This window comes from Desulfosediminicola sp. (genome assembly GCF_048381775.1).
GTDB lineage: Bacteria > Desulfobacterota > Desulfobulbia > Desulfobulbales > Desulfocapsaceae > Desulfopila > Desulfopila ganghwensis.
This window is the reverse complement of sequence record NZ_JBLXGE010000006.1, coordinates 195,681-220,078: the sequence shown is the minus strand read 5'-3', so window position 1 is coordinate 220,078 and position 24,398 is coordinate 195,681. Positions and strand designations below refer to the sequence as shown.

20 protein-coding genes, 1 pseudogene and 1 riboswitch are annotated in these 24,398 nt (G+C 47.2%); of the genes and pseudogenes, 11 read left to right on the top strand and 10 right to left on the bottom strand.

Features of this window, described 5'->3' with window-relative positions; genetic code table 11:
- Window positions 1-208: 208 nt before the first annotated feature.
- The 3 genes from ACN5NT_RS12020 to ACN5NT_RS12010 form a co-directional block, all read right to left on the bottom strand.
- Window positions 209-1,216: a fatty acid desaturase gene (locus tag ACN5NT_RS12020; protein ID WP_136799721.1), complete on the bottom strand. Its 1,008-nt coding sequence runs from the start codon at window positions 1,214-1,216 to the stop codon at window positions 209-211.
- A gap of 142 nt (window positions 1,217-1,358) precedes the next feature.
- Window positions 1,359-1,649, bottom strand: a complete 291-nt coding sequence (locus ACN5NT_RS12015; RefSeq protein WP_136799720.1) for a TIGR03905 family TSCPD domain-containing protein — start codon at window positions 1,647-1,649, stop codon at window positions 1,359-1,361.
- 342 nt (window positions 1,650-1,991) lie between these two features.
- Window positions 1,992-2,975: a GlxA family transcriptional regulator gene (locus ACN5NT_RS12010; RefSeq protein WP_419175588.1), complete on the bottom strand. Its 984-nt coding sequence runs from the start codon at window positions 2,973-2,975 to the stop codon at window positions 1,992-1,994.
- Window positions 2,976-3,230: 255 nt separating this feature from the next.
- Between ACN5NT_RS12010 and ACN5NT_RS12005 the strand changes: the two genes are divergently transcribed.
- Entirely contained in the window at window positions 3,231-5,597 is a 2,367-nt protein-coding gene (locus ACN5NT_RS12005; RefSeq protein ID WP_419175587.1) for a molybdopterin-containing oxidoreductase family protein, read from the top strand.
- 299 nt (window positions 5,598-5,896) lie between these two features.
- On the opposite strand, the gene ACN5NT_RS12000 is transcribed toward ACN5NT_RS12005, so the two are convergent.
- On the bottom strand, window positions 5,897-6,223 hold the full coding sequence (locus ACN5NT_RS12000; protein ID WP_136799716.1) for a winged helix-turn-helix transcriptional regulator: 327 nt from the start codon (window positions 6,221-6,223) through the stop codon (window positions 5,897-5,899).
- Window positions 6,224-6,462: 239 nt separating this feature from the next.
- Between ACN5NT_RS12000 and ACN5NT_RS11995 the strand changes: the two are divergent.
- Window positions 6,463-6,988: pseudogene (locus ACN5NT_RS11995) on the top strand (enoyl-CoA hydratase/isomerase family protein); the annotation flags it as partial.
- Window positions 6,989-7,151: 163 nt separating this feature from the next.
- On the opposite strand, the gene ACN5NT_RS11990 reads toward ACN5NT_RS11995, so the two are convergent.
- Entirely contained in the window at window positions 7,152-8,372 is a 1,221-nt protein-coding gene (locus tag ACN5NT_RS11990; RefSeq protein WP_419175586.1) for a surface lipoprotein assembly modifier, read from the bottom strand.
- 23 nt (window positions 8,373-8,395) lie between these two features.
- Window positions 8,396-9,331, bottom strand: a complete 936-nt coding sequence (locus ACN5NT_RS11985) for a transferrin-binding protein-like solute binding protein (RefSeq protein ID WP_419175585.1) — start codon at window positions 9,329-9,331, stop codon at window positions 8,396-8,398.
- Between the two features lie 1,025 nt (window positions 9,332-10,356).
- On the opposite strand from ACN5NT_RS11985, the gene ACN5NT_RS11980 reads away from it, so the two are divergent.
- The 7 genes from ACN5NT_RS11980 to ACN5NT_RS11950 all read left to right on the top strand — a co-directional run bounded on the left by ACN5NT_RS11980 (window position 10,357) and on the right by ACN5NT_RS11950 (window position 15,388).
- Complete coding sequence (locus ACN5NT_RS11980) at window positions 10,357-10,605, top strand: GlsB/YeaQ/YmgE family stress response membrane protein (RefSeq protein WP_136799713.1); 249 nt, start codon at window positions 10,357-10,359, stop codon at window positions 10,603-10,605.
- Between the two features lie 354 nt (window positions 10,606-10,959).
- A riboswitch (TPP riboswitch) is annotated at window positions 10,960-11,054 on the top strand.
- Window positions 11,055-11,159: 105 nt separating this feature from the next.
- Window positions 11,160-11,360, top strand: coding sequence for a sulfur carrier protein ThiS (gene thiS / locus ACN5NT_RS11975; protein ID WP_419175584.1), 201 nt, complete (start codon window positions 11,160-11,162; stop codon window positions 11,358-11,360).
- 1 nt (window position 11,361) lies between these two features.
- Window positions 11,362-11,955, top strand: coding sequence for a thiamine phosphate synthase (locus ACN5NT_RS11970; RefSeq protein ID WP_419175583.1), 594 nt, complete (start codon window positions 11,362-11,364; stop codon window positions 11,953-11,955).
- 64 nt (window positions 11,956-12,019) lie between these two features.
- On the top strand, window positions 12,020-12,646 hold the full coding sequence (locus ACN5NT_RS11965) for a thiamine phosphate synthase (RefSeq protein WP_419175582.1): 627 nt from the start codon (window positions 12,020-12,022) through the stop codon (window positions 12,644-12,646).
- A gap of 79 nt (window positions 12,647-12,725) precedes the next feature.
- Entirely contained in the window at window positions 12,726-13,505 is a 780-nt protein-coding gene (locus ACN5NT_RS11960; protein WP_419175581.1) for a thiazole synthase, read from the top strand.
- A 9-nt stretch (window positions 13,506-13,514) separates the two neighbouring features.
- The gene (gene thiH, locus ACN5NT_RS11955; protein ID WP_419175580.1) at window positions 13,515-14,645 is read left to right on the top strand and encodes a 2-iminoacetate synthase ThiH; all 1,131 of its coding nucleotides are present in this window, start codon (window positions 13,515-13,517) and stop codon (window positions 14,643-14,645) included.
- Window positions 14,642-15,388 carry a HesA/MoeB/ThiF family protein gene (locus ACN5NT_RS11950; RefSeq protein WP_419175579.1) on the top strand — a complete coding sequence of 249 codons (747 nt, stop codon included), beginning with the start codon at window positions 14,642-14,644 and terminating at the stop codon, window positions 15,386-15,388. The genes thiH and ACN5NT_RS11950 overlap by 4 nt, the downstream gene beginning before the upstream one ends.
- A 61-nt stretch (window positions 15,389-15,449) precedes the next feature.
- Here the strand turns inward: ACN5NT_RS11950 and ACN5NT_RS11945 are convergent, their stop codons facing one another.
- Together ACN5NT_RS11945 and ACN5NT_RS11940 are read right to left on the bottom strand one after the other, a co-directional pair.
- Window positions 15,450-15,854, bottom strand: a complete 405-nt coding sequence (locus ACN5NT_RS11945; RefSeq protein WP_136799706.1) for a hypothetical protein — start codon at window positions 15,852-15,854, stop codon at window positions 15,450-15,452.
- Window positions 15,855-16,192: 338 nt separating this feature from the next.
- Window positions 16,193-17,437: an OmpP1/FadL family transporter gene (locus tag ACN5NT_RS11940; RefSeq protein ID WP_419175578.1), complete on the bottom strand. Its 1,245-nt coding sequence runs from the start codon at window positions 17,435-17,437 to the stop codon at window positions 16,193-16,195.
- Between the two features lie 393 nt (window positions 17,438-17,830).
- Between ACN5NT_RS11940 and ACN5NT_RS11935 the strand changes: the two genes are divergently transcribed.
- Together ACN5NT_RS11935 and ACN5NT_RS11930 are read left to right on the top strand one after the other, a co-directional pair.
- On the top strand, window positions 17,831-18,658 hold the full coding sequence (locus ACN5NT_RS11935) for a nitroreductase family protein (protein ID WP_419175577.1): 828 nt from the start codon (window positions 17,831-17,833) through the stop codon (window positions 18,656-18,658).
- A gap of 711 nt (window positions 18,659-19,369) precedes the next feature.
- On the top strand, window positions 19,370-20,719 hold the full coding sequence (locus ACN5NT_RS11930; RefSeq protein ID WP_419175576.1) for a hypothetical protein: 1,350 nt from the start codon (window positions 19,370-19,372) through the stop codon (window positions 20,717-20,719).
- 632 nt (window positions 20,720-21,351) lie between these two features.
- Here the strand turns inward: ACN5NT_RS11930 and larC are convergent.
- Together larC and ACN5NT_RS11920 are read right to left on the bottom strand one after the other, a co-directional pair.
- Entirely contained in the window at window positions 21,352-22,563 is a 1,212-nt protein-coding gene (larC, locus tag ACN5NT_RS11925) for a nickel pincer cofactor biosynthesis protein LarC (protein WP_419175575.1), read from the bottom strand.
- An 85-nt stretch (window positions 22,564-22,648) separates the two neighbouring features.
- Window positions 22,649-23,842: an aldo/keto reductase gene (locus ACN5NT_RS11920; protein ID WP_419175574.1), complete on the bottom strand. Its 1,194-nt coding sequence runs from the start codon at window positions 23,840-23,842 to the stop codon at window positions 22,649-22,651.
- Between the last annotated feature and the right edge of the window lie 556 nt (window positions 23,843-24,398).

Here is a 24,398-nt window from a genome sequence, read left to right as displayed (position 1 = left end):
CGGGATTGGCCTTAGGGTTTTTCCAGGGCATTTTTGAATGAATACTGAAATTATGCTACATCACAATCTTCCACCTTTGGTCGGGGTGGCTCTGCTGCTGGTGGCGGATCTCACACTTGTAGATATTTTCAAGTACTGTGGTATTTACTGATGCCCTTTGGAATTAAGCACTTCGAATCCCACTTACCTGCTGACCTTGATCTCTTTATTAAAGGTCAGAATTTTTCATGATTGACCTGGCTTCTGCAAAACTTATCAGAAGGCCACTTTGCTCATCCCAAAGACTCAGGGAGAGATTTCGCAAGCCACTCAAGAATGGGATCGGATCAATTTCCTGCAATGCCGGGACTTCATCAAAACACTCTTTCAGCCTGTAGTTAGGGATGCGGGGGGCGAGGTGATGGATGTGGTGGTAGCCGATATTGCCACTGAGCCAACGCAGGAAAGAGGGCAACATATAGAACGAAGAGCCCTCCATGGCTGCCTTGAGACGATTCCATTCACTGTTATGGGACCAGTAGACATTACGAAACTGATGCTGAACATAAAATAGCCAGACGCCAAGCATGCTTGCTCCCAGCATCATGGGCAGAAAGATGAGAATCACAGCTTTCCAGCCGATTGAGACTACCAGGCAGGTTATGAGAAACAGGAGCATGCAATCAGTAAAGAGTACACTCTGCATCTCCCGGGCACGGAATCCTTTTGAGGGAAACCTGTTGAGGATGAGGAAGAGAAATGGTGCTGAGACAAAAATTATCACCAACGGGTTTCGGTACAGTCTGTAGCGAAATCTGGTCCATTTTTCAGCCTGACGGTATTCATCCAAAGTCATGAGCCATATATCACCAATACCCCTTTTCTCAAGGTTTGCCATAAATCGGTGATGCAGGGCATGGGTTCGCTGCCAGTCAAAGTACGAGGTGAAGGTCAGGATGCCGAGTATGTGGCCAAGCCAGGAACAGGCCCTGCGGGATGTAAAGTAGGAAGTGTGGCAACAGTCGTGAAAAATAATGAAGATCTGTACGACAATAGGGGCTGTACACAATGACAGGGGCAAAATGATCCAGAAAGGGACCTGATAATGCACAAATACAATCAACAGGGTGACGGAAGTAAAGTATATCCCTAAGGCAACGGTTGTCTGTACAAGAGATCTCCTGGTACTGGGAAGGGTATAACTATTCAGCACCTTATGCAGCTCAACTTGTTCCATCGAAAAACTCCTGAATATTCAGTGGTACAAGAAAATTGTATAAAGAACCTCTGTCTGATTATAGCAAGTATGGGGTAAAAGTGTAGATAAGGCCGACACACTTTCTTTTCTGTCGTATCGGCCTGTTTTCGAATATCGGGAGTTACATCGCCATTTTCAACTTAGGCTGATCAGAACTTTCTTCGAGAATGCCTGCTTTAACATCTTCAAGCGCATTGGTCAGCTGGTCGGGGCATGAGGTTGTTTTTCTACCGCAGGTGATGCCTTTAAGACGGGTAATCACTTCATCGATCTCCATACCTTGGACGAGGTTGGCAATACCGGTGAGGTTGCCTGGACATCCGCTGGTGAATGAGAGATTTTTCAGGGTGGTTCCTTCGATTTCGAACTCAATCAGTTTGGCGCAAACGCCGGTTGGTTTGTAGCTGTACATCTGGGAATAGTTCCTTTCATTGTTGGACGGTTTCCTCAGTTCCCCTGGAGCTGAAAGGACCGTCTCTGTGCTATGATAAATGATTCATGAAAAAGGCGAGAAGTGCAACTATATCGTTGGAATTGTAAGCCTTTCGGATAAATCGGTGCAGAGTATGAATTACTGGCAAAACTGTGTTTATTACCACATTGCGCGGAAAAACGCACCATTTGAGGGATTTTGTCAGGAGCCGGCAGGGATGCTGAGCCCCCGGGCACTTGCTGCAACGTAGATTAATGCAAAGCAATAGCCTGCAGCATTCTGTTTGTTTCCATTCTCTGCAGTTGGCTCACACCTTCCAATTCACCGCTCTTCCAGCATTAAAAACCTGCTTCTATATTCCTTAGGCGATAAACTTGTATGGCGTTTGAAGAGTCGACGAAACGCGCTGCTGTCTTCATAACCGATACAGCGGCTTATTTCCTCGATGTTGTCCAGTGAGTTTTCCAGCCGATCCCTGGCACTCTGAACTCGTAATTTTTGCAGGTAGTTCAAAGGGGATTCGCCGGTGGCGTTTTTAAATCGTCTTTTAAAGTGGCGTGGGCTCAGGCAGACAAACTCCGCTACCTGATCGATGGATATTGAACGGGCAAGATGATCACGCATAAACCGTTCAGCTTTGAGTATATCGGAATCTTTATGATTTTCGGTGAACTGACAGGTGGCGTATGGCGTTTGACTGTCATTATTCGGGTCGACCAGTATTGCCTTGGCGCAGGCTGAGGCGAGTTTGCTGGTGCCCTCCTGTCGGATGATCCTGAGGGCGAGGTGCATCAGGGCGCTCATGGCCCCAGAGCAGATTATATTGTCCTGTTCGGTGAGAATTTTGCCGATCTGCAGATCGACCTCCGGATAACGGAACCGGAACTTTTTTTCAAACTGCCAGTTGGTCGTGGCCTGCCTGCCGTTCAGTAAGCCTGTTTCGGCCAGCAGGAATGATCCTGTGCAGATTGAAGCCACAGTGGTTCCTGAAGCATGCTGTTGCTGTATGAATTCGATGGTTGGAGAGTTATGCAGGCTGCCTGAGTCGGGGATTGGAAACAGTGCAGGGATGATCAGGTAGTCTGATTGTACTGCGTCGGTGAAAGCGAATTGTGGCAGGATTTGCATACAATTGCTGCAGGTGACGGGGTTGCCATCTGCAGTGACGATCTTTGTTACAAATCTGTTGTCTTTGCTTTTGGTGAGGGTGCGATGCCAGACGTTGGCGATGGCAAAGGTGTCGACCATATTGGAAATGCTGGAAGAAAGACAGCCGTCTGTGGCAAGAATCGTGATCATTTTCATAGAGAGGAAGTAGGCGAAGTTTGAGACTGTTTTATGGCCGGTTTTGCACGCAATATGTCACATATGCCTCTTTCACAAAAAATTCGCAAAGTGTATTTTACGTTTACGTTAAAAGTGTAGCACGGATACTCCGGGAAGGTAATGTTTGTAGTGAAAAACAAATGATTAAATATATTCAATACAAATAGATAACTGTTCGCTTATCGAGGATTGGCAAATGCGGCAATCCGACCAATTTCAGATTTGAGGTGAGAGATGAGTAGATGGCTGCCCACGAGCTGTGCATTATGCGCACAGAATTGCGGTTTACTGGTGAAGGTGGAAAACAACCGGATTGTAAATGTGAAAGGGGATCGGGAAAATCCACGCAGTGCCGGCTATCTCTGTCGCAAAGGCCAGAATATAGCAAATTTCCAGCATCATGCGGAACGATTGACCAAACCGTTGAAAAAGACTGCGGAAGGATTTGTTGAGATCTCCTGGGAACAGGCTTTGACTGAAATAGGTGCGAGGCTCCGCAGCATTGTCGGTACCCATGGCCCGCGATCCTATGCATTTATGGGTGGTGGAGGGCAGGCCAATCATTTTGAGGCGGCTTTTGGTACTTCACTTATGCGGGGGCTAGGCTCGCACTATCACTATAATGCGCTGGCTCAGGAGCTGACCGGTTTTTTCTGGTGCGCAGGCAGGATGCTGGGTAGGCAGAACAGGTTCCCAATACCGGATGAACATCAAGCGGATATGCTGGTCGGTATCGGCTGGAACGGCATGGAGAGCCATCAGATGCCCAGAGCGCCCCTGGTGATACGGGAATTTGCCAAAAATCCTGATAAGCTGCTGGTTATCATCGACCCAAGGGAGTCGAGGACGGCCAAAGAGGCGAACATCCATGTCCCGCTTCGGCCGGGCACGGATGCCCTGTTTACCAGAGCCATGATTGCTATAATTTTGCAGGAAGGGTGGGAGGATAGTGAATATCTCGATAATTTTTGTACCGGCTTTGAAGAGATCCGTGGCTGGTTTGAAAATTTCGATATTCATAAGGCGCTCGAGGTATGTCACGTTGATTTTGAACAGGTGCGAAATGTCTGCCGGGAGATGACCAGCAGATCCTGGTGTCTGCATTTTGACCTCGGTGTTTACATGAACAGGCACTCTACGCTTGCCACCTATCTGCATATGCTGTTGCTGGCAGTCTGCGGCAGATTTTGTGTGCCCGGCGGTAATGTCATCCCTGGCGCGGTAATGCCGATTGGCAGCCATAGCGATGAACGGCTGGCCAGGACCTGGCGCACTGTCGAGACGGATTTTCCCGCTATCTTGGGTTGCTTTCCGCCCAACGTGATGCCTGAGGAGATCCTCTCCGGAAAAGATGATCGGTTGCGGGCTGTGGTGGTAAGCTCTTCAAATCCAGTACGTTCTTATGCCGACACGAGTGCTTATGAGAAAGCTTTTAAAGAGCTTGATCTACTGGTGACTGTGGAGATAACCATGAGCGAGACTGCTGAGTTATCTGATTACGTTTTACCTGCCCGAACTGCATACGAGTCATATGATGCATCATTTTTCACCTGGAATTACCCTGAAATCTTTTTTCAGATGCGCCATCCAGTGGTGGAACCAGAGCCGGAAACCAGGGAGTCGGGCACTATTCTTGCGGCGATCGGCAAGGCGGCAGGGTTGTTACCTGAATTACCGGACTACCTTTACGAAGCAGGTGAAAAAGATCGTTTGGAATACACCATGGCACTTCTTACCTGGCTCCAGCGAAACCGCAAGTACTCGAAATTGATGCCACTGATCATTGCCGAAACCAGGAAAAAAGGATCGGAGTCGATAAACCTCGACGCGCTCTGGAGTTTGTTTCTGGTTTCTCCACCAAGCCTTAAAAGGAATGTTGCCAGGGCCGGAGTTGTTTCTTCTTCAAAATTTGGAGCATTTGGAAATCTGCGAAAGATATTAAGAGCCGTAAGAGGGGTTATCAACTATCGTTCCGTTGCCCCGCTGGCCATTCTTACCCCCCAGGTCTCTTTTGCTGAGAAATTGTTCAATAAAGTTGTCGAAAGTCCTTCAGGACTATGGCTCGGCAAATCAGGTGATGACAATATTGCGGAACTGATGACCAAAGATAAAATGGTTAATCTCTATATTCCGGAAATGGCAGAGTGGATAAAAGAGATCCAGCCGGAACTGGAAGAGAAGGCACTGCAGCAGGATGCTGACTACCCATTTGTTTTAAACGCCGGCCGCCATAAGCCTGAAAATGCCAATACCCTGATGCGCAAGCCGGATTGGAATGAGGGGCGTAGAACTTGTACGCTGGCGATGAACCCGGTGGATGCAGAATCATTGGGCATCGTTGATGGCGAGACGGTCAAAGTCATCACCGAAGCGGGTCAGGAACGTATTGAGTTGGAGGTAACAGGGGAAGTACGTCAGGGGCAGGTGTTGATTCCCCATGGCTTCGGACTCAAATATCGCGGTGAAGTACACGGTATCAATGTGAATCGTCTGACCAAAAACACCCATCGCGACAGGCTGGCTGCAACTCCATTGCACCGTTATGTCCGTTGTCGGGTTGAGAAGGTGGGGGAAGGCACGTTGGATGTTGGAAGGCCGTGAGAGGTGAGAGGGGAGAAGGGGGTTGGATGGTGGACGTGAGATTTAGGGTACTTCTGCCCTCTAACTTCTAAGCTATGACCATAAGGAAAAATTCGATGAAAAAACATAACTGCGAAAACTGCAGATTCAGAGCGAGGTACGATAATAACCCAAAGTCATTGCTGGGACGCCTGTGGCACTGGCACATTGGTTGGTGCCCAGGCTGGAAACGCTATCTGAACGCGTTACCGGAAGAGAACCGGGCAGATGTCGTTGAGAGGTATAAGAGGGTGTCTGACAAGTAAAGAGATTAAAGGGCATTACAGCTCAAAGTGTTTTCTGCCCCAGTCACGCATCAGCGTTATTATCTCCCGCAGACTCTCTCCACACTCGGTCAGCGAGTATTCCACTTTGGGCGGTACCTCCGCATAGACCTTGCGCGAGATGATTCCGTCAGCTTCCAGTTCACGGAGCTGTTTGGTCAGCATGTGCTGGGTTATTCCCGGCATCATCCGCTTCAATTCACCAAAACGATATGTCTTCTCCAGTAAATGGTAGAGCATAACCCCTTTCCATTTTCCACCAATCAATTCCAAAGTTGCCTCAACCGGGCATCCCTGGTTGCATTTATATGTGTCGTGACGCATTGATTTTCCGCAATAGTATGTTTTTTGATACTACGTAATTAAATTATGCCTACTTGCACGTCAAGCATGTACTTCCTATACTTCATGTGGTCAACAAATAACCGTTATGCTCACTCGGCAGAGGAGGGTGCAGGGTTGGGTATGATCTGAATTTGTTGGGTGAACAATCTGCAGAGTGGAACTGTCGCCTGGAAATTTGAATTATTTATATTTCACAAAAAAGATGTAAGGGGGAGCAGATGAATTACCAAGGGTTTACGACATTCAAGGCTGAACAAAAAGATGCAATTCTCACCGCCTCTTTTGATTATCCGCCGGTAATTATTCAGGGCATTCCAATGCTTGACGACCTGAATCGCCTGGCCGATACTGCTTGAGGCAGATCGCAGTGTCAAGGTCGTGGTGTTTCAGTCTGTGCACCCTGAGATTTTCGTGGCACATGCCGACACAAATTTTTTGAAGGATATGTCGACCAAAGCGGTCTCCCGTGAAGAAGTTGAGCTACTCTATCTGCAGACCACGCTGGAGAGAATCAGTAAACTGCCCCAGGCCACCATTGCCAAAATCGAGGGGTTTGCGCGGGGTGGCGGTCACGAATTTGCCCTGGCCTGCTATATGCGTTTTGCCGCTCGCGGCAAGGCGAAGTTTATGCAGATGGAGGTTGGCATGGGCATTCTGCCCTGCGGCGGTGGCGCTTCACGCATGGCACGGCAGGCCGGGCTTGGCAGGGCCCTGGAAATCATTCTGGGCGCACGGGATTTTGACCCATCCAACCCCATTCTACTGAATGATTTCCGGGGGCTTGCCAGAAAAACAGCCGGGCCGGCTGAGGTAAACCTTGTGTAATGCTCTGGTGCGGGATGGATCAGTGGCGTGGTTGATGTTTCAGGGTGAATCAGAGTTCTCACCGTGATTCATAAAGGCAGGATTATCTGGTGAAGTTTGTGATGAGCGCAACCTTGGAGTAGTTGTAGTAATCTATGTTGGAATAGTTCTCCTGATAGGCGATACCAACTTCAGGGGTATAGCCGAATATCTGCAGGTTGCTTTTAACTATTGAAAAGCTGATCTTGATAATATCATCGTCTCGGGTTTGTCCCCAGAAAGGATCGGTTCCCTGGTAGGTACGTTTGCCGAAAGACAACGATGGGCGGAGTTCCAGGGAATCAATAATGGAGTAATAGAGAGTCGCACCTATTGAACCCCCGTAATATGTATAGGCCTTTTCATCAGTGTGGGAACCTTCGAGATAGAGATCCGCAGTCCAGCGGATCTTCCCGAAGTTTCTGGTGCTAAGGCTGGTTGTGAGAGTTGTATTGACCGCATCGAGATAACTTGCATCTATGACTTTGAGATAGCCTAGTTCGAAGTCAAATTTAAGGTCGTAATTTAAAAACTTATTTGGCGAATATATGATATTTCCATATGGATATTCATAAAAATGATCACCAGCGTAGAAGTTTTCATTGAGCCCTGCCTTAAATCGCATCTCAGGAAATGATGGAGGTGTAACCTGAATTCCCACGTTCGCGCCGAATCTATCGAAATCACCTCCTTCATAATCGGTAAAAAAAGCGTCTACATATGTGACCAACCAGTTATCATCGAAATGGGCACGGGCAGCTCTCAGTGAATAATTGACTCCCCAAATCTGTTCATTATTCTCAGGCTCAATAACCTCCATGGGCTGTCCCAGGATGGTAATAACTTTTTTGTCGGTGAAATTACAGGGGTTGCTGTCACTTACCAGGGCGAAATCGAGGTGTACAAAGCCAAGTCGTGAGTCTATCTCATCAAGATAGACATCAATGTTTCTTCTGACAGCCCAGGGGATGTTCGGCCTGTCCAGTACGCTGTTAAAGAGTTCTCTCGCTGATCGGTATTTGTGATCAAGGTAGAGAGCCCTGGCCAGTTCGAGCTGAACCCGAGGGCTTGGTGATTGCTGGGCCAGGGCCTGAAATATCTGGACTGCGGATTCGGTGTTTCCCTTGTTGAGCTCCACAAGGCCAACCTCAAAGAGAACCTGCAGCGGGTCTGTTGCGTCGGATTGGAGAACTACCTTTTGCGCGGCGACAGCAGATGCTGGAAAAAAGAAGCCTCCGCTTCCCAGTAACAGCATAGCCAGAAAAAAGAGGCTTTTGTATGTCATAGAGCAAATTTCAATTTATTGACTTATTTTACTGCTCCAAAGCTACCAACATATCCTGAATCGCCTGATGTGCTAACCAATGAGAAAACTCCACCGGCTTCCTCAGCATTTGGCCCGTAAAACTTTCCTTCTGCACCGCCTGTAAGTCCATTATCCGTCGTTAATTGCCCTGAAAATTTATTGGATCCCTCACTGATACTTAAGGTGTTGTTGGTTATATCAAGGTCGGAAGCATCGATGAATCCAGCAGTATTGGCCAAATTGTACTTTTGAGTATTACTTGTAGTGAAGGTCACATTTCTATTCTCGAAATCTGCGGTAAGTTCCAAATCACTTTGCGTAAGAAACGGATCGTCATATCCCGTATCTATATAAAAACCAGTTGTTGATCCATTAAATGTCGCACTTCCTGTCGAGGGGATTGCGCTGTCAGGCGTTAGTGTACCTATTGTGATTGCCTCAAAAGACCTGTTGGAATCGTCAACTTTGTTAAACCATATACCAAAAGTCTGATAGTCGAAGCCTGCATTATATGGATCTGAAAATGCTCCCAGCTTGGATCTATCGTCACTTGAAACAAGTATCACTGAATTATCTGTGATAGGGTTTATTGTGCCGGAATTATCATTCCAATCAATGGTTCCCTTAGGGGTGGTGACTGACACACTTTGCACATCGCCATTGGAATTATATTCAATTTCTGCTGTGGAATTAGAGCTGATACCTTGGTCTGTAACGGTAACAGTACCGTCACTTATCTCAACATCAAATCCGGCGGATAATCCTGATTCAGAAAAAGGTTGGGGGGCTATGTCATTGGCTGTATCGGTTGAACTGCCGCCACCGCCACAACCTGTCAGAGTCAAAAGACCCAAGCTGCAGCTAACAACTGAGAAAGCCTGTAAAAGTTTCATATCATATTCTCCCTCTGGTTTATTTGGGTGTTTCTCTTTTTCCACAGTCCTTTTGAGGTATTTGGGGGGCACAAGAGCAGTGGAGGTTTTGGCGGATAATGCTCTCTTTATCTTGTAGTTCGTGTAAATAGCCGTTGATGCTCTTTATAGCAGTTAGGTGTAGTTATATTTATAACAAATTAATGTAGTGTCAATGTAAAATACGGCATACTTGTTAAACGTATTTAAGTTGTTAGGTGACTATCGCTTGAATTGCCTCGAATTGCAGGTGGTTTGATGGTTGTGTAAGTGACGGAAAAATTTTAAAAAAAAATTATATTGCGATTGAACCTCAGATTACGATTTGTGATGGGAGATGAAAAGGGGGGAGGAAGGACTACATCACCGCCAGCTTTGATGGCAACGATTTTACGATGTAATATTCAGCGTATGAAGTGAAGAACATATTGAATTCAATGTTCACACCGTAATCGCCTGCCATCTCACGCCTAACTCCTGACCAGCTTTTGCTGAGCTTCAGAGCTAATCTGAAAAATATCAAGAGAGGTATCGCACGACAGGTCGAAAATGTGGTGTGGTTCGTGACATGTATTATGGGTCTATTATCAGAAAGGCTCTGGATAATCGAAATTGGGTCCATTGGCGTCATACCGTCAGATTCGAAATGTGAGACACCCGGAGCCAAAGCTGGTTTCTGGCAATTGAGGACAAGACTCGGTAAAAAAGACCGTTGAAATAATTTTTCTTTACTGCATCATTACCGGTGTTACTCCTCCTCCGGAGTGGCTCTAGGTAATGTAATATGTCAATCTCATGGTATTATTTCTCGATATAGGCTGGTGGCAGGGAATTGCAGTGTTTTATCAAATGTGCACTAGCCGACTCTGCCACTGGGGTATGACAAATGCCTGCTGGACATGAGTGAAAGCGTTTTTAATGTTAGGCTATGTGGGCAAGCTTTTGCTCTTTCGTGATAATAGCAAGATGGGACTTGTCGAGACGTCAGTCCTCTACATCTATTTCGAGAAGTCATTTCAAATGAAAGTAGTGCTAAATTATGGAGGCAGGATATGGGTATTCTCTCTTGGGTTTTCCTTGGCCTGGTTGTGGGCTTGTTAGCGAAATTTATTATGCCGGGGGCTGATCCCGGTGGCTTTATTGTAACAATTATTATCGGAATTGTAGGTGCCTTTGTGGGTGGCTTCATTTCAACCAGGCTTGGCTTCGGCACCGTAACCGGTTTCAACTTCTCCAGCTTGCTCATAGCTACTGGTGGTGCCGTTTTATTACTTTTAGGGTACCGAATGATAAAAAAATAGCTTGTCGTAGTTGCCGGTTCATTCACACATAAATGTGATGCCCCACGCCTCACTCCCGGCCGGTGGTTCCTGGTTCTCAGAGGTAATCAGAAAACATTTTGATGTATATACAGGCCCTTTATCAATATTATGATAAAGGGCCTGTTTTCTTTGTAGTTATAATTTAGAAAATTTTATGCGTTACAATTCAGAGAGAGTTGGAGGAGCCATGGATCCATATCCATGGCCCATTTTGGGTTAAAATTTTAAGTTTGTTGAATCAAATAATTGTAAGCCAGCCCAATTTCGCTCATCAATTTGTGTCAGTTTTTTTCGTGCTTTCTTTTGCTCTATACAGTAATAAACAAGCTACATTTCAAAGAACAGGGGTGCCCGTGGATTACGAGCTGAGATTATACCCTTAACCTGATCCGGGTAATGCCGGCGTAGGGAATCATTGTTTTTCTCCACCTCCTCCCCCCCCCTCGATTTGAATTGTGTTGGTCTCTGTTTTTCGCCTTTTGCGGCAAAGTTTGTAAGCTATATACATTCAGCACAATGAATAAGAGTAAATCATGCACGTTGTAATTAATGATCAGAAGTATGCGCTGGCCGAAGAGGCCACCGTAAAGGATGCTCTGCAATTGCTGAATATGACGGAAGAAGGTCTCGCAGTAGCCGTCAACTATGCAGTTATCCCTAAGAATAATTGGCCAGTCCATGCGCTGTCTGACGGCGATGTAGTAATGCTTGTTATGGCGACTCAGGGGGGCTGAGATGAAACTGCTGGTTATTTCCACTCCCGGTTTTGATGGTGCGGAGACAGAGACAATTAACGCATTATTTTCAGCAGGCCTTGAGATTTTACACCTGCGTAAACCTGGGTGGAGTAATCTTCAGATGGCTGAGTTGCTGGATGGGATTGATCCGGCTCACCACCCCAGGATAATGATCCATTCCAATTATGATTTGTTGGAAAAATACCAGCTTCGCGGAGCTCATCTTCCCTCCAGATCGATCCATCCGTGTAGTACCACGCCTGCTTACAGTCGCAGCAGGTCCTGCCATTCCATAGAAGAAGTCGAGTGTTTGACCGGAATCTATGAATATCTCTTTATCAGCCCGGTTTTTGATTCGGTGTCCAAGCAGGGGTATCTGTCGGCAGTTTCTGTTGATGAACTGCACAACTGTACGAACAGTTCCGGCAGAAGACTGGTTGCCCTGGGGGGCATAACTGCACAAAAGCTTCCTGAACTTTCCTCCAGTATTTGCTGGGGTGCTGCCGCTCTTGGCACTATCTGGCAGCATGAAGGAGTGGTCGAGCGGGTAAGTTCTTTTTGCGATTTGCAGAAGATTGCCGACCGAATCTGAGCCACGATTCTGTCTGGTCGCCACGATTAGAGTACCTTAAATTCCTTATAAAAATAGAATTATTATGATTGCTGGAAAAATTCAGTTTATTACAGACCCACGCCCTGATTCCAATCTTGCGGAGCAGGCTGAGGTCGTTTGTCGCGCAGGGATAGATTGGTTGCAGTTTCGTTTTAAAGATGCCGATCGGGATGAGAAGCTTTCAGTAGGTAAGGAGGTGGCCGCAATTTGCCGCAGTTTCAAGGCAACATTTATGGTCAACGACGACATTGAGCTGGCTGCGGAACTTGGTGCCGACGGCGTTCACCTCGGCCTGAATGATGGTGAGCCTCAAATGGCCAGGGATTTGCTCGGTAGCTCGGCGATCATTGGCGGGACATGCAATACTTTTGCAGATATTGAGCTGAGACACAAGCAAGGCGTCGATTATATCGGGCTTGGGCCGTATCGATTTACCTCGACCAAAAAGAATCTGAGCCCGACTCTTGGGCTTGAGGGGTATCGGACCATAATACAGGAATGCCGGCAGCGGGGGATTACAACTCCAATTGTCGCCATTGGCGGAATTGCGGTTGAAGATATCGCACCGCTTATTTTTTCAGGTGTCCATGGTGTTGCCATTTCATCACTCATTCTTGATGCCGAAAATCCCCAGAGCAGGATAGCTGCCATCAGGCAACAGGTCCTGTAGATTCTCTCATTATTACCTGTAATCCCAAAACTATATTCGCATATCCTGCGTTGTTACTATCTAAATCAGGAGAAGAATCGTGAGTGGAAGTTCTTTGAAAATAGCAGATCGCATATTTGAGTCCCGTCTTTTTACGGGAACCGGCAAATTCGCTTCAAACAATCTGATGCGCAATGCCATCATCGCGTCGGAGAGTGAGTTGGTGACGGTGGCGCTGAAGCGTGTCGATCTGGCCGATAGCAATGATGATATTTTGCGTCATCTCGATCATCCGAGGCTTCAGTTGCTGCCAAATACTTCTGGCGTGCGTAATGCCAGGGAGGCAGTTTTTGTGGCCCAGATGGCGAGAGAGGCACTTGGTACCAATTGGCTGAAACTGGAAATTCACCCCGATCCTAAATACCTGCTGCCTGATCCGGTTGAGACGCTTCTGGCTACCGAGGAGTTGGTAAAACAGGGGTTCATCGTTATGCCATATATCCAGGCAGATCCTGTTCTCTGCAAGAGGCTGGAAGAGGCCGGGGCGGCAACGGTGATGCCCTTGGGAGCACCAATTGGCACCAATAAAGGTATCCAGACTGCAGAGATGTTGAAAATCATTATCGAGCAATCACAGGTGCCGGTTGTGGTTGATGCGGGAATAGGGGCTCCATCCCATGCCGCGTATGCAATGGAGCTTGGTGCCGATGCTGTATTGGTCAATACCGCAATTGCCGTTTCACCCAACCCGGTGCAGATGGGACAAGCTTTTAAAATGGCGGTTGAAGCCGGTCGTATGGCATATGAAGCGAGACTGGCAGAGGTACGCGACAATGCCGAGGCGAGCAGTCCCTTAACTGCGTTTCTTGATAATGAGTAAGGGGGTGTTATGAGTTTTTATGATGAATTAATCCGCCATGACTGGCAGGCAACCAGCGATTCAATTGTTGCTAAAACGGAAAGTGATGTGCGGGGAGCCCTGGCCAAAGAACGTCTTGGGCTTGATGATTTTAAGGCTCTGATCTCCCCTGCGGCGGCGCCATTTCTCGAAGAGATGGCCCAGCGCTCGATGCAGCTTACCCAGAAAAGATTTGGTAAAACCATCCAGCTCTATATTCCGCTCTATCTTTCCAACTACTGTACTAACGGTTGTGTCTACTGTGGTTTCAATTGCAAGACCGCCATAGGTAGAAAGAAATTGAATATGGAGGAAATCGGACAGGAAATTAAGGCCATAAAGAAGCTTGGATATTCCCATATTCTGCTGGTCAGTGGCGAGGCGCCCCAGGTTGCGGACGCCGATTATTTTCTTAAAGTGCTCAGGGAAATTGGTGATGATTTTTCCCAGTTGGCAATTGAAGTGCAGCCGCTTCAGCAGCACGAATATGAAAAGCTGGCAGCAGCAGGTCTGAATTTTGTCTGTATCTACCAGGAGACATACAACCGGGAAAAATACGGCGAATATCACCCTTTCGGCAGTAAGGCGGACTTTCGTTACAGGCTGGAAACTCCCGACAGGCTCGGCAGGGCCAGGATTCACAAAATTGGTTTGGCCTGTCTTCTCGGGCTGGAGGATTGGCGCACCGATTCCTTTTTTACAGCCATGCATCTACATTATCTGGAGAAGACGTACTGGCGAACCCGGTACTCTATTTCCCTTCCCCGGTTGCAGCCGCATGCTGGCGGTTACGAAGCAAATCATCCTATCAATGACAGGCAGATGGTCCAGTTGATCTGTGCATACCGGCTCTTTGCCCCTGAGATGGAAATATCTATTTCCACCCGTGAGGGAAGAAGGTTTCGTGATAATGTGGTTCGGCTGGGGGCTACCTCATTCAGTGCGGGTTCGAGCACCGAGCCCGGTGGTTATGCCAATCCCGGCGGTGAGCTGGAGCAGTTTACCATAGATGATGACAGGAGCCCGGCAGAGGTCGCAGAGATGATTCGAGCCCAGGGGTATGAGCCGGTCTGGAAAGATTGGGATAGCATAATGACAGCTGGTGCAGAGGAGAAGGAATGATATTGTCGGAGCAGGAAAAAGAGAGATATGCCCGTCATATTATCCTGGATGGCGTCGGTGAAGCCGGTCAGCAGAAGTTGAAAAAGGCCAGGGTGCTCATTGTGGGAGTAGGGGGTCTCGGTTCGCCGCTGTCTCTATACCTGGCAGCGGCAGGGGTTGGCACGCTCGGGCTGGTAGACGATGATCTGGTCTCAGTCTCGAACCTGCAACGGCAGGTACTCTATTCGTCAGAAGATGTCGGCCACTCCAAGGTGAACGTTGCCAAAGAAAAGCTGCAGGCACTCAATCCGCATATCACCATCAGGGCGAATGAATGCAGACTCCTCGAAGAGAACGCTCTGGAGTTAGTTCAAGATTACGATATTATAGTGGACGGCTGTGACAATCTCTTCACCAGGTATCTGATAAATGATGCCTGTGTCAGGCTCGGCAAAGTGTATGTTTATGGAGCTATCCGTGAGTATAGTGGTCAGGTAAGCGTCTTTAATTTCCAGGGGGGGCCTTCGTATCGCTGCCTGTACCCGTATAGCGAGTCGGTAAAAAATGCTACCCAGCCGCAAGGGGTGATGGGAGTGTTGCCGGGAATTGTTGCCAACTTGCAGGGTTCAGAAACGATCAAGCTTATTGCTGGTGTGGGTACTCCGCTTTCAGGAGAGTTAATGCTTATCGATTTACTGACCAATATGTTTCAGAAAGTCACAATAGCCAGGCAGGAGAACTGGGGCGAGAATCTACTGGTTTGATTGGTCTCTTAACTCTATTAATTCAAATAATTGCGGATTGATTGCTTTCGAAATATCGTGACTACTCCTGCTCCTCGGCAATACAGTCGTTTCCCCGGAAACTCCACGACACTATAATCCCGTCGATAACCTCGAATAATGTTTCGCAGCTATAGGTTTGAGTGCGGTCCGGTACACCACCATAAGATTGGCGGAAGGCAGTGCCGCTCTCATCAAAATAGTTCTGGTAGGTGGTGGGTGAGCCGGGAAAGTATATATCCCGTTGAAAATAGTAAACGAGAAATTTTGATTCTTCCGTTTCGTAGGTTCGTTGGGGCGGTCCCCAGGTTTGGGTGAGTTCCAGTTCCGGCTGCCCCACCCAGGCGTTCACCACGTCCTTATAGCCTTCCGTGGTGGCGCATCCGCAAACCATTACGAGTGCCAGCAGAGTTGCCGACAAAAAATGCTTCCTGAGCCGCCTGGTCATTGTCGCTCCCTCCTCCGTGGGCAGGGGATGGATACACCCCTGAAACGTTATGATCCTGTGCTCGTATTTAAGCCAAGGCAATTGACTTCAAAGAGTAACAGTATCGTCTCAGATTTGGCCTGTAAAATCAATATCTATAGCTTGCGTTGGTGAGTCGTTCAGAGGGGAAATGAGATGAGAACCAGGTTGCAGTTATCAATCTGTCATATAAAACAGGATGCTGGTTGATATTCCGCAGGCTGGGGGAAGAAAATAATTTTTCTCTATTGTGAAGCAGTGCCCAGCAGACCGGCTATGAGGTGTATCCTCTCAGGTCTGCTGGCCGTTCATTATACCGCTTAGAACTGATAACTGTACTGCGCGCCAATCAACCAGGCATGCCCGCTGGCACTGACGTCCAAGTCATCGGCAGGAAGCCCGCTTCCCTTTGGCGGAGTGAATGACTCGTGGATATCAGTACCCAGGAAATGAATATAGGTTAGACCGAGATCGATTACGCTATTGGTGCTGATGGCGTAACCGATTCCTGCGCTATACCAGAACCTGTCTGAATCGGGGATGGTGATGGTACGGTGTTCTTCATCTGCGGCTGGCTGATCATACGCGAAACCGGCACGCAGCATGATGGCTTCATTAAGTTGATAGGTGGTGCCAATGCTGAACTTAAACGTATCCTGCCAGTCTTCCCGCTTGACTTCAACGATGCTACCTTCGATATCTGCGGTGAGAGATTCGAAACGGGACCAGCTCGACCAGTTGATACCAAAGTGCAGGGCGAGCCTGTCAGTAAGTTGGTGAAAACTTGCAACCTCAACCATTGCGGGTAGTTCAAGCGGTAACTTACCGTTACCCGAGGGCAAACCTACCTCGGAAATAGCCGTTCCTTCCAGATCTAACGTCGCGTGATGCTTGTAGGTAATTCCAAGTCGGTTGTCCCGGTTAATCTGCCACATGGCGCCGATGTTCCAGTTCCAGGTCCAGTCATCGCCCTCCAGGTCGAGAATGGTCGCCCCACCAAGTGATAGTGGCAATGAGCTTTTCATTCTGCCTTCTCCCCAGATAGCGCTTAATCCCGCACCGATACTCAAAGTGTCGGTGATCTTTCTGGCAAGGCTGAAGTTTATGTCTGCCGTGGTAATTTCAGCAAGATCCCCAAAATGAGAACCTGTGAAGTCGGAGTCGTATTCCACACCTGTATTGAAGTGCGAGCCCAAGGACATACCGACCCACCAATCATTTTTCAGGGGATGGACCACTGAGAGGTTGGGCAACAAGCCGCCGTTGGCTGCGTCATTCTGATGGGCAGACCCGTAAATTGCAGAGTCCCCGTCGATGTCAATTGCGGGCTTGATGTAGACGGCACCGACCGAGATGGCAGTACGATCAAAATAGCTCATAGCTGCGGGATTCCTGAAAATCACACTGCTGTTTTCCACAGTTGCTGCTTCACCGGCATAGGCACGTCCCAGGCCGTTAGCAGAGTGTTCGCTGAGTTGAAATCCTGCCGCATCGACATTGGTGGCCATGGCAGCACCTAAAATAAATGGAGCTGCGAAAATAAATCTACTGTCTATCTGTTTCATAAATCAATCCTTTCTGTAGGTAGGGGAATCAGGCGGCATCCTGGGAGCCTGTCGGACTATTGCGATTTTCACTCAAATCGAGGCATCGAAGGAAAATTAAGCGGAGCCATATTATTGATATCGAAGTCTCACTTCGTTCGCTTATCTGCGAGCATTGATTTTTCTTCGATAACGATGAGTTGGCCGAAAAGGGCTTAGTCCGACAGACTCCTAGCACTGTTTGCTCAACTTCTTCAAGGGAAAACGTGTTGTCGATAAAAAAAGAAGTCCTGCTGGCTGTAAAGTGTGCTACACTGCTGTTATGATCTATGTAATTGTATTGCAATGATAAAATACGATTGTGGCAGGTTGGTGTGATGCAGTCTGATTGCAGGGTTCCCGGGAGCGAATCTCTTGAAAGGAGGGAGCAGGAGGGGACGCCTGCCCGGATCCCCAAGTGAAGCGACAGCCATGGACAAAGACCAGTTGAGCCAGTTTATTCGCAGTGAAGCACATGCCATCGATATGGCAACCAAGTGTGATGATAAAGATGGGGGGCGGGACGCGTATGCCTCTCTAAAAATACTGCTGAATGCCTGGGTGGAAAATGACTATCCTGCGGGGCCTGATATCGGCTGGGCAAAGAAGATGCTCAAGCGCTATACGCTCTGGTGTTCAAAGGACGGCAAATACATTACTCTGCCGAAAAGCACTGTTGCTGGTCACTATGAAGAATATGAACAGGGCATATTTGCCGTAATTCGAAATAGACGTTCAATACGATTCTGGAAAAAACAGCCGGTACTGCGAGCCGATATAGAAAAAATAATAGAGTCCGCCCTCTACGCGCCAAGTGCTTTCCATAAAATGCCGTATCACTTTTATGTGGTGGAAAACATTCCGGTGGCCATCATCGAGGGAGATAGCAGCAATGAGAGTCTGCTGCAAAAAGCGCCCATAAAAATCTATGTGGCCATAGATGAACGTTTTTATAGGGAAAAAAATGCTCCCGCGCTGGATGCGGGAATGGCCATACAAAATATGCTTTTGGCTGCTCATGCTCTCGGCCTGGGAGCGTGCGTGATGTATCAGTGCGAGTTGGTTGATCAGCGCCGATTGCGTCGATTGCTGCAGGCCCCTGACTATCATATGGTCTATTGTGTCGTGGTATTAGGTCATCCCAACGAGGTTCCTATCCCGCCCGGTCGAGCAAGGGTTCGAGATGTGACCAGCTATATGTAAGCACATTTCTCATGTCACTTCTATGCACGTATTTCATGCACGTTTATCTTTCGATATTTCTTCCCTCTCTGCAGGCCATGCCAGCATAGTAGCTTCCACTTTCCAGGTTGCAGCTCGGAGTATTTCTTCTGTGCGGCTAGTATTCCAGAGAATATTGCTCATCCAGCTTTCCACGGCATGACCGATATTTTCCCTTCGAAGAGATTCAGGAAATATCTTAAATTAAGGACCAGTTTAAGCTGTTATGATTGCCAATGTACATATTACATATCGGAATTTTTAAGTATATATGATGTGAAAACAGTGGCCTGCCCCCCCGATTGATTCTCAACTTGCTGAGAGACAAAGTTCTCACTGTTTTACCGGATTCGGGCAAGCGAATTGTTGATTCAAAACCCCAACCAAGGAAGAGAAGGTAGCTTGAAATACCTTTTTCCTGGTTAGGTCGGATCTGGTCACAATTTGGTACCAAAGAAAAAGTGGAAAACGCCGGGGAAGCTCTATTGACGACCAGAGAACTGATAGGGGAATAGCTAAAAAGGAAAGAGAATAAAAAAGAGCAAGCTATTGATTTCTATCTGAGTATATTAATTGTGGCTACTCGATGGTGTTAGGAATGATGGGTGGATAGGCTTGAGATAGTCGTCTCTATTTCAAGTTCTTTTTAATAACTCATCAGTCAGAGCGTATAGATTAATGGATATAAACAACATGGCCATGTTTTCTCGTCGAACGATACAACAAATGATTAATGAAAATGCTGAATTTCTAACGTCGGAACAGATTGAAATTCAGATTTCCCGATTGAATAAAAACGGTTTTGATTCTATTGCCACAGAATGGGAAATAGTTGTACTAAACGTTTTTAGTAAAATCGGACAGGTGGTGCATGAGCCAGATTTGGGGACCGCCGCAAAGTTGGATCTGCATTTTAAAAATCAAGCAGATAAGTCAGAATTTATAGCCGATATAACCACGATAAGCGACGAAAGGTATGAAGATCAAACACCCCTGAAGGCTTTTGAGATTGATTTGTGGGAACATGTAAAAAAAGCCGATATTCCATTGAGAGGTTTTCATTGGTCGGTGCATGCTCAACCACCACCCACGACTGTTGAAGTAAAACTTATGTTGCCCAAACGAGAACACTTTTCAAAGGAAATCTTCAACAAAAAGTTTAAGAATTTTCTTCGAATGGTCAAGCAATCCCCTAGTGAAGCTCATAGTTATGAGATTTCAACAAAAACAACAAGGATTGACATCATCTATGATCCTGTTGGAAATGGTGTCGGGGGAGGACATGTTATTCATACTCTGGCAGCATCAAATAAGAAAAATACACTCTACAACGCTTTAAAAGCCAAAAGGCGGAAACAAGTTAACAAGAAAATTGATTTTAATGGCGCAAAGGGGATCATCGTATGTGACGGTGGTAGTCATTTATTTAATGCTAAACCTAGCAGGAACGATTTTCCATATTTTAACGCAGAAGAGATTATAAAAGAGTTCCTTAGACAAAATCAATCCATAGATTTCATAGTCGCAATTTCTATTAAATCAACACATTCGGGTAGTATGTTGCGTAAGAGGGAGAGGCCGTTTCGTAAAGTCATGGTAGAAATATATCCTGGCAAGAATTTCGGTGCCCTTACAGACGAGTTCAGGAATAGTTTATCGGAGTTAGAGGGGTACTTCCCTGAACCTTTCATTCTTCCTGATAATGAGCGGGATAATATAAGAAGAAGGGTCAACCCTAAAAACAAAAGGCCGCTCCTTAAGAGCATTTCTGTTTCAGACACTGAAATCAGGCTCTTGGCGAACAACCTCTTTTCTTTGCTGGAAGGGGCCATTACACAGGAAAAATTTTTTAATTTATCGTGCTTCGATAATTATTATAATGGAACAACTAATAGTTCGAATCCCTTTGAGCATTTCCAGCGACTCAAGAAGAGAATTGTTGAAGTGCGAGTTGAGGAGGTACATGACTGTACTTACGTGGTCTTCAAGTACAAGGATCACGATCCCGCAAATTCAGACTTTCTCAATCCCCTGAAGGATTGAAAAGGATGAGGAACCTTGCATTGTCTGATAAAGGGGACAGATTTTATCTTTTTGATAAAAGAAAAATTTATCCCTCATATATCAAGGTTGCCATATCTTATCTCAACAAGTTATTGATAGTTCCGAACTGAAGATTCCTACTGTGAATCTCATTGCAGATGATTCCGAATCCAATTTAGTGGTCTCTTTGTTTTTGAGGAGAGATCGTGTGGATTTGTCGCATACAGTCATAACTAATTATACGGCACTGTCGAGCATCATCTTGACCCACTGAGTTCTGATTTTTGCCTATCATGTGTAAAACAGGAAGAGGTCTGATTCAAAGGTTGAGCAATTACAGAAACAGGCGAAACCTTTTACAGCCCAAACCTGAACACCGCCTTGCAGCGTCTTCTTGAAACCATACCCTGATTGGCTTGATGGGAGAATTCAGATGGATATAACTTCACACTCTACCAGTGTCTGTTAGCAATGTTATGGGCATGAGGGGAGCTCCCGGGTGGGCATTGGAGCAATGGAGTACTTTCGTGGTTGGGCAGGTCTGACGCTAAGTGCGGATGGGAGGCAGGCCGGGATTGGTCCAAACTGATCGGTCGAATACGATCACGATCAGTTTGGGTTTGCTATCGGGCTTACTTGACCGATTTGCCTATATGGGCATACACTTCGGCCAGGGTGAGATTGTTGTCGCTGGCGATTCTCTTGCAATCTTCTAACTCGGGTTTGGTATTGATGACCTGACCGTCCAGGATGCCTTTTTTCATCTGCACAGTTCCCCAGGGGGTGTCGACCTGTTCGAAGCGGATTTCCAGAGCAGTCTTATCAAGAGGGTAACTCTTTATCCCTAAGGTGGTGGTGTTTTCGAAGATCAGCCGCTTGAAATTCTCTTCGTCTTCTTCAGAGCAGAGCAGTGAGAGGCTGGTGGCAGGCCTGCTTTTCTTCATGATGATAGGGGTGAAGTGTACATCCATCGCCCCGGCCTCCATAAGTATTTCCATTGCCACCCCGAGCATTTCACCAGTCATGTCATCAATATTACATTGCAGCAGCCGGGCCTTGCTGGTGGGGAGCTTGCCCTGTGGAGCTATGGTGTCAACTTCGGCGATATGAACCCGGAGCACATTGGGTAATGTGGTTTGCCGATGGCCGATACCATAGGCGGTATCGGTGACAGTCATTTCAACCGTTGCAGTGAAGTGGTCGACCAATTCCGCCAGGATTGCGGCACCGGTAGGAGTCGTGCTCTCATGTTCTCCCGCGCCACGGGTGGTGGGCAGGCCGGTAAGTATCTCCATGGTGGCTGGGGCCGGTACCGGAATCAAACCGTGAGCGCACTGTACAAATCCTCCACCCAGCTCAATGGGGCTACTCCATACACCATCTATTTCCAGAGCGTGGATGCAGATTGCTGCTCCTACGATGTCGACAATGGAGTCTGTGGCGCCGACCTCATGAAAGTGAACCTCATCAAGAGGTTTATCGTGAACTTTGGCTTCTGCCCGGGCAACCCTGTTGAAAATCGCCAGAGATGTCTCTTTTATCCGTTCATGAAGAGTACTGTTATTTATGATTGCCTCAATATCAGCGAGGTTGCGGTGATGGTGATGACCATGGTGGTGGTCTCCATCGGTGTGGTGGTGGTGATGTTTCAGCAGTACATCCACCCGGGTCCCTGAGATGCCGTTTCTCATGTCTGAACCGACCTGTAACTCGAATTCATCATCAAGGCCGAGTTTTGTGAGTTCGGCTGCCAGAAATGCTGGCTCAACACCGAGACCTACCATTGCGGCCAGGTTCATATCGCCGCTTATACCAGCGAAGCAATCATAATAGAGAATTTTCATAATAAGGTGTTTCTTTTTGGAGAGTTGCACATAAGGCGTAATACATGCCTGATGTGCAAACCGCTGAAGTTTGTTTGGTAAGGTACTATTTTTGGGGCTTGAGCACGCCTTTGGCCATATCTTCCATGTTGTCACTTTCCAACTCATCGACAACCTGTTTCAGAACTTCTGGAATGTCAATATGCTGGGGGCATTTTTCCAGACATTCACCGCACTCCACACACTGTGATGCATAGCCGGGATTGGTGCCCATGGTGTCGCTGAGAAGTACAGCGTACTGGTATTTAGCAGTCATCTCATCTTTGAACATATGGAGATGATTGAGTTTTTCAAAGCAGAGCGGGATGCGAACCCCGACAGGGCAGGGCACACAGTAGCCACAGCCGGTGCAGGGGACTGCCATGAGATCCCCGTATTTGGCAGCGGCTTTTTCTATCAATGCCAGTTCTTCTTTGGTGAGTGTATGAGCTGCGGCTTCTGAGGCGATGGCCAGATTCTGTTTGATATGTGCCTCTTCATTCATGCCGGATAACACCACGGTAACTTCTGGAGCATCCCATACCCAGCGAAGTGCCCATTCAACCGGGCTGCGCTTTATAGTCGCTGTATCCCAAATTTTCTGAACTTCAGGCGGGGCGACTGGCAGGCTGATGTTGCCGCCACGTAATGGCTCCATAATTATTACGCCGAGACCTTTTTCAGCGGCGTATTTCAGACCACGGGTTCCGGCCTGATTCTGGGTATCGAGAAAATTATACTGTATCTGGCAAAATACCCAGGGGTACGCATCGACAATGCGGATAAAGTCATCACCAACCCCGTGGAAGGAAAAACCAGCATTGCCGATACGTCCATCGGCAACAGCTGTATCGAGGAAGTCGATAATGCCGACTTCGACCATGTGGTCCCAGGAGTTGCCGTCAAGGGCGTGGACCAGATAATAGTCGATGTGATCGACATCGAGTTTTTTCAACTGCTCTTCAAGCAAGCGGTCCATGTCCTCGCGCTTTTCCACCAGCCAGCGTGGCAGCTTGGTGGCGATTTTCACCTTCTCCCGGTAGCCGTCCTTGATGGCCTTGCCAACAATGGTTTCGCTCTGGCCGCCAAGATACGGGTAGGCTGTGTCTATATAGTTGACGCCATTATCAATGGCAGAGCGGATCTGGGCGATGGCACGCGGCTCATCAACCGAGCCGTCTTCGAGGAGTTGGAGTCTCATCGCTCCGAAGCCAAGGGCAGAGAGTTTGTCACCGTTTTGGGGCATTGTTCTGTAAAGCATTGTGTTCTCCTTTGAATAGATCTGTTGTTGATATATCGTAGGTGATAGAAATTTTACCTGATATTCAAGGTGCTATTCGTATGTTTCGCCAGTCAGGCATGCTTCTTTTGCTGGCATTTATAAGACTCGTCATTCATGGGGCTAACTGTTGCCCGTTGTGTTGTCGATAGGCTTTGGGCCTGGGTCCGACGTTCTTCCTGAAGCTCCGAAAGAAATGGTGCGACTCTTTAATTCCACGTTGGTACGCAATACCTGTAACCGGGTTTTCTAATTGGAGTAGCAACGCCTGGACCTCGTCGATCAGGTAAAAGGGAAGATGCTTTGCTGTGTTGCATGGGCATGAAGCAGTACTTTTTTTAACTTTGACAATTTATCGACTTTAAAAGTATCAGATTTTACATCCAAGCTGTTGAAAAAACTATTAGAAGTTCATTTGTTGAATATTTACTCCAAGTCCCTTGTAAAAGGAAATTTTGTATCCTTTACCATGGTGTTTGTTTGGAATTTATTGTGGAATACGTTGCTGACAGGATACCACCAGAAGCTTAAAGATGGG

Bases quoted from the DNA above. Each gene is read 5' to 3' on its own strand.
- ACN5NT_RS12020 (WP_136799721.1), bottom strand. From the start codon at position 1,216: ATGGAACAAGTTGAGCTGCATAAGGTGCTGAATAGTTATACCCTTCCC.
- ACN5NT_RS12015 (WP_136799720.1), bottom strand. From the start codon at position 1,649: ATGTACAGCTACAAACCAACCGGCGTTTGCGCCAAACTGATTGAGTTC.
- ACN5NT_RS12010 (WP_419175588.1), bottom strand. From the start codon at position 2,975: ATGAAAATGATCACGATTCTTGCCACAGACGGCTGTCTTTCTTCCAGC.
- ACN5NT_RS12005 (WP_419175587.1), top strand. From the start codon at position 3,231: ATGAGTAGATGGCTGCCCACGAGCTGTGCATTATGCGCACAGAATTGC.
- ACN5NT_RS12000 (WP_136799716.1), bottom strand. From the start codon at position 6,223: ATGCGTCACGACACATATAAATGCAACCAGGGATGCCCGGTTGAGGCA.
- ACN5NT_RS11990 (WP_419175586.1), bottom strand. From the start codon at position 8,372: ATGACATACAAAAGCCTCTTTTTTCTGGCTATGCTGTTACTGGGAAGC.
- ACN5NT_RS11980 (WP_136799713.1), top strand. From the start codon at position 10,357: ATGGGTATTCTCTCTTGGGTTTTCCTTGGCCTGGTTGTGGGCTTGTTA.
- thiS (WP_419175584.1), top strand. From the start codon at position 11,160: ATGCACGTTGTAATTAATGATCAGAAGTATGCGCTGGCCGAAGAGGCC.
- ACN5NT_RS11970 (WP_419175583.1), top strand. From the start codon at position 11,362: ATGAAACTGCTGGTTATTTCCACTCCCGGTTTTGATGGTGCGGAGACA.
- ACN5NT_RS11965 (WP_419175582.1), top strand. From the start codon at position 12,020: ATGATTGCTGGAAAAATTCAGTTTATTACAGACCCACGCCCTGATTCC.
- thiH (WP_419175580.1), top strand. From the start codon at position 13,515: ATGAGTTTTTATGATGAATTAATCCGCCATGACTGGCAGGCAACCAGC.
- ACN5NT_RS11950 (WP_419175579.1), top strand. From the start codon at position 14,642: ATGATATTGTCGGAGCAGGAAAAAGAGAGATATGCCCGTCATATTATC.
- ACN5NT_RS11945 (WP_136799706.1), bottom strand. From the start codon at position 15,854: ATGACCAGGCGGCTCAGGAAGCATTTTTTGTCGGCAACTCTGCTGGCA.
- ACN5NT_RS11940 (WP_419175578.1), bottom strand. From the start codon at position 17,437: ATGAAACAGATAGACAGTAGATTTATTTTCGCAGCTCCATTTATTTTA.
- ACN5NT_RS11930 (WP_419175576.1), top strand. From the start codon at position 19,370: ATGGCCATGTTTTCTCGTCGAACGATACAACAAATGATTAATGAAAAT.
- larC (WP_419175575.1), bottom strand. From the start codon at position 22,563: ATGAAAATTCTCTATTATGATTGCTTCGCTGGTATAAGCGGCGATATG.
- ACN5NT_RS11920 (WP_419175574.1), bottom strand. From the start codon at position 23,842: ATGCTTTACAGAACAATGCCCCAAAACGGTGACAAACTCTCTGCCCTT.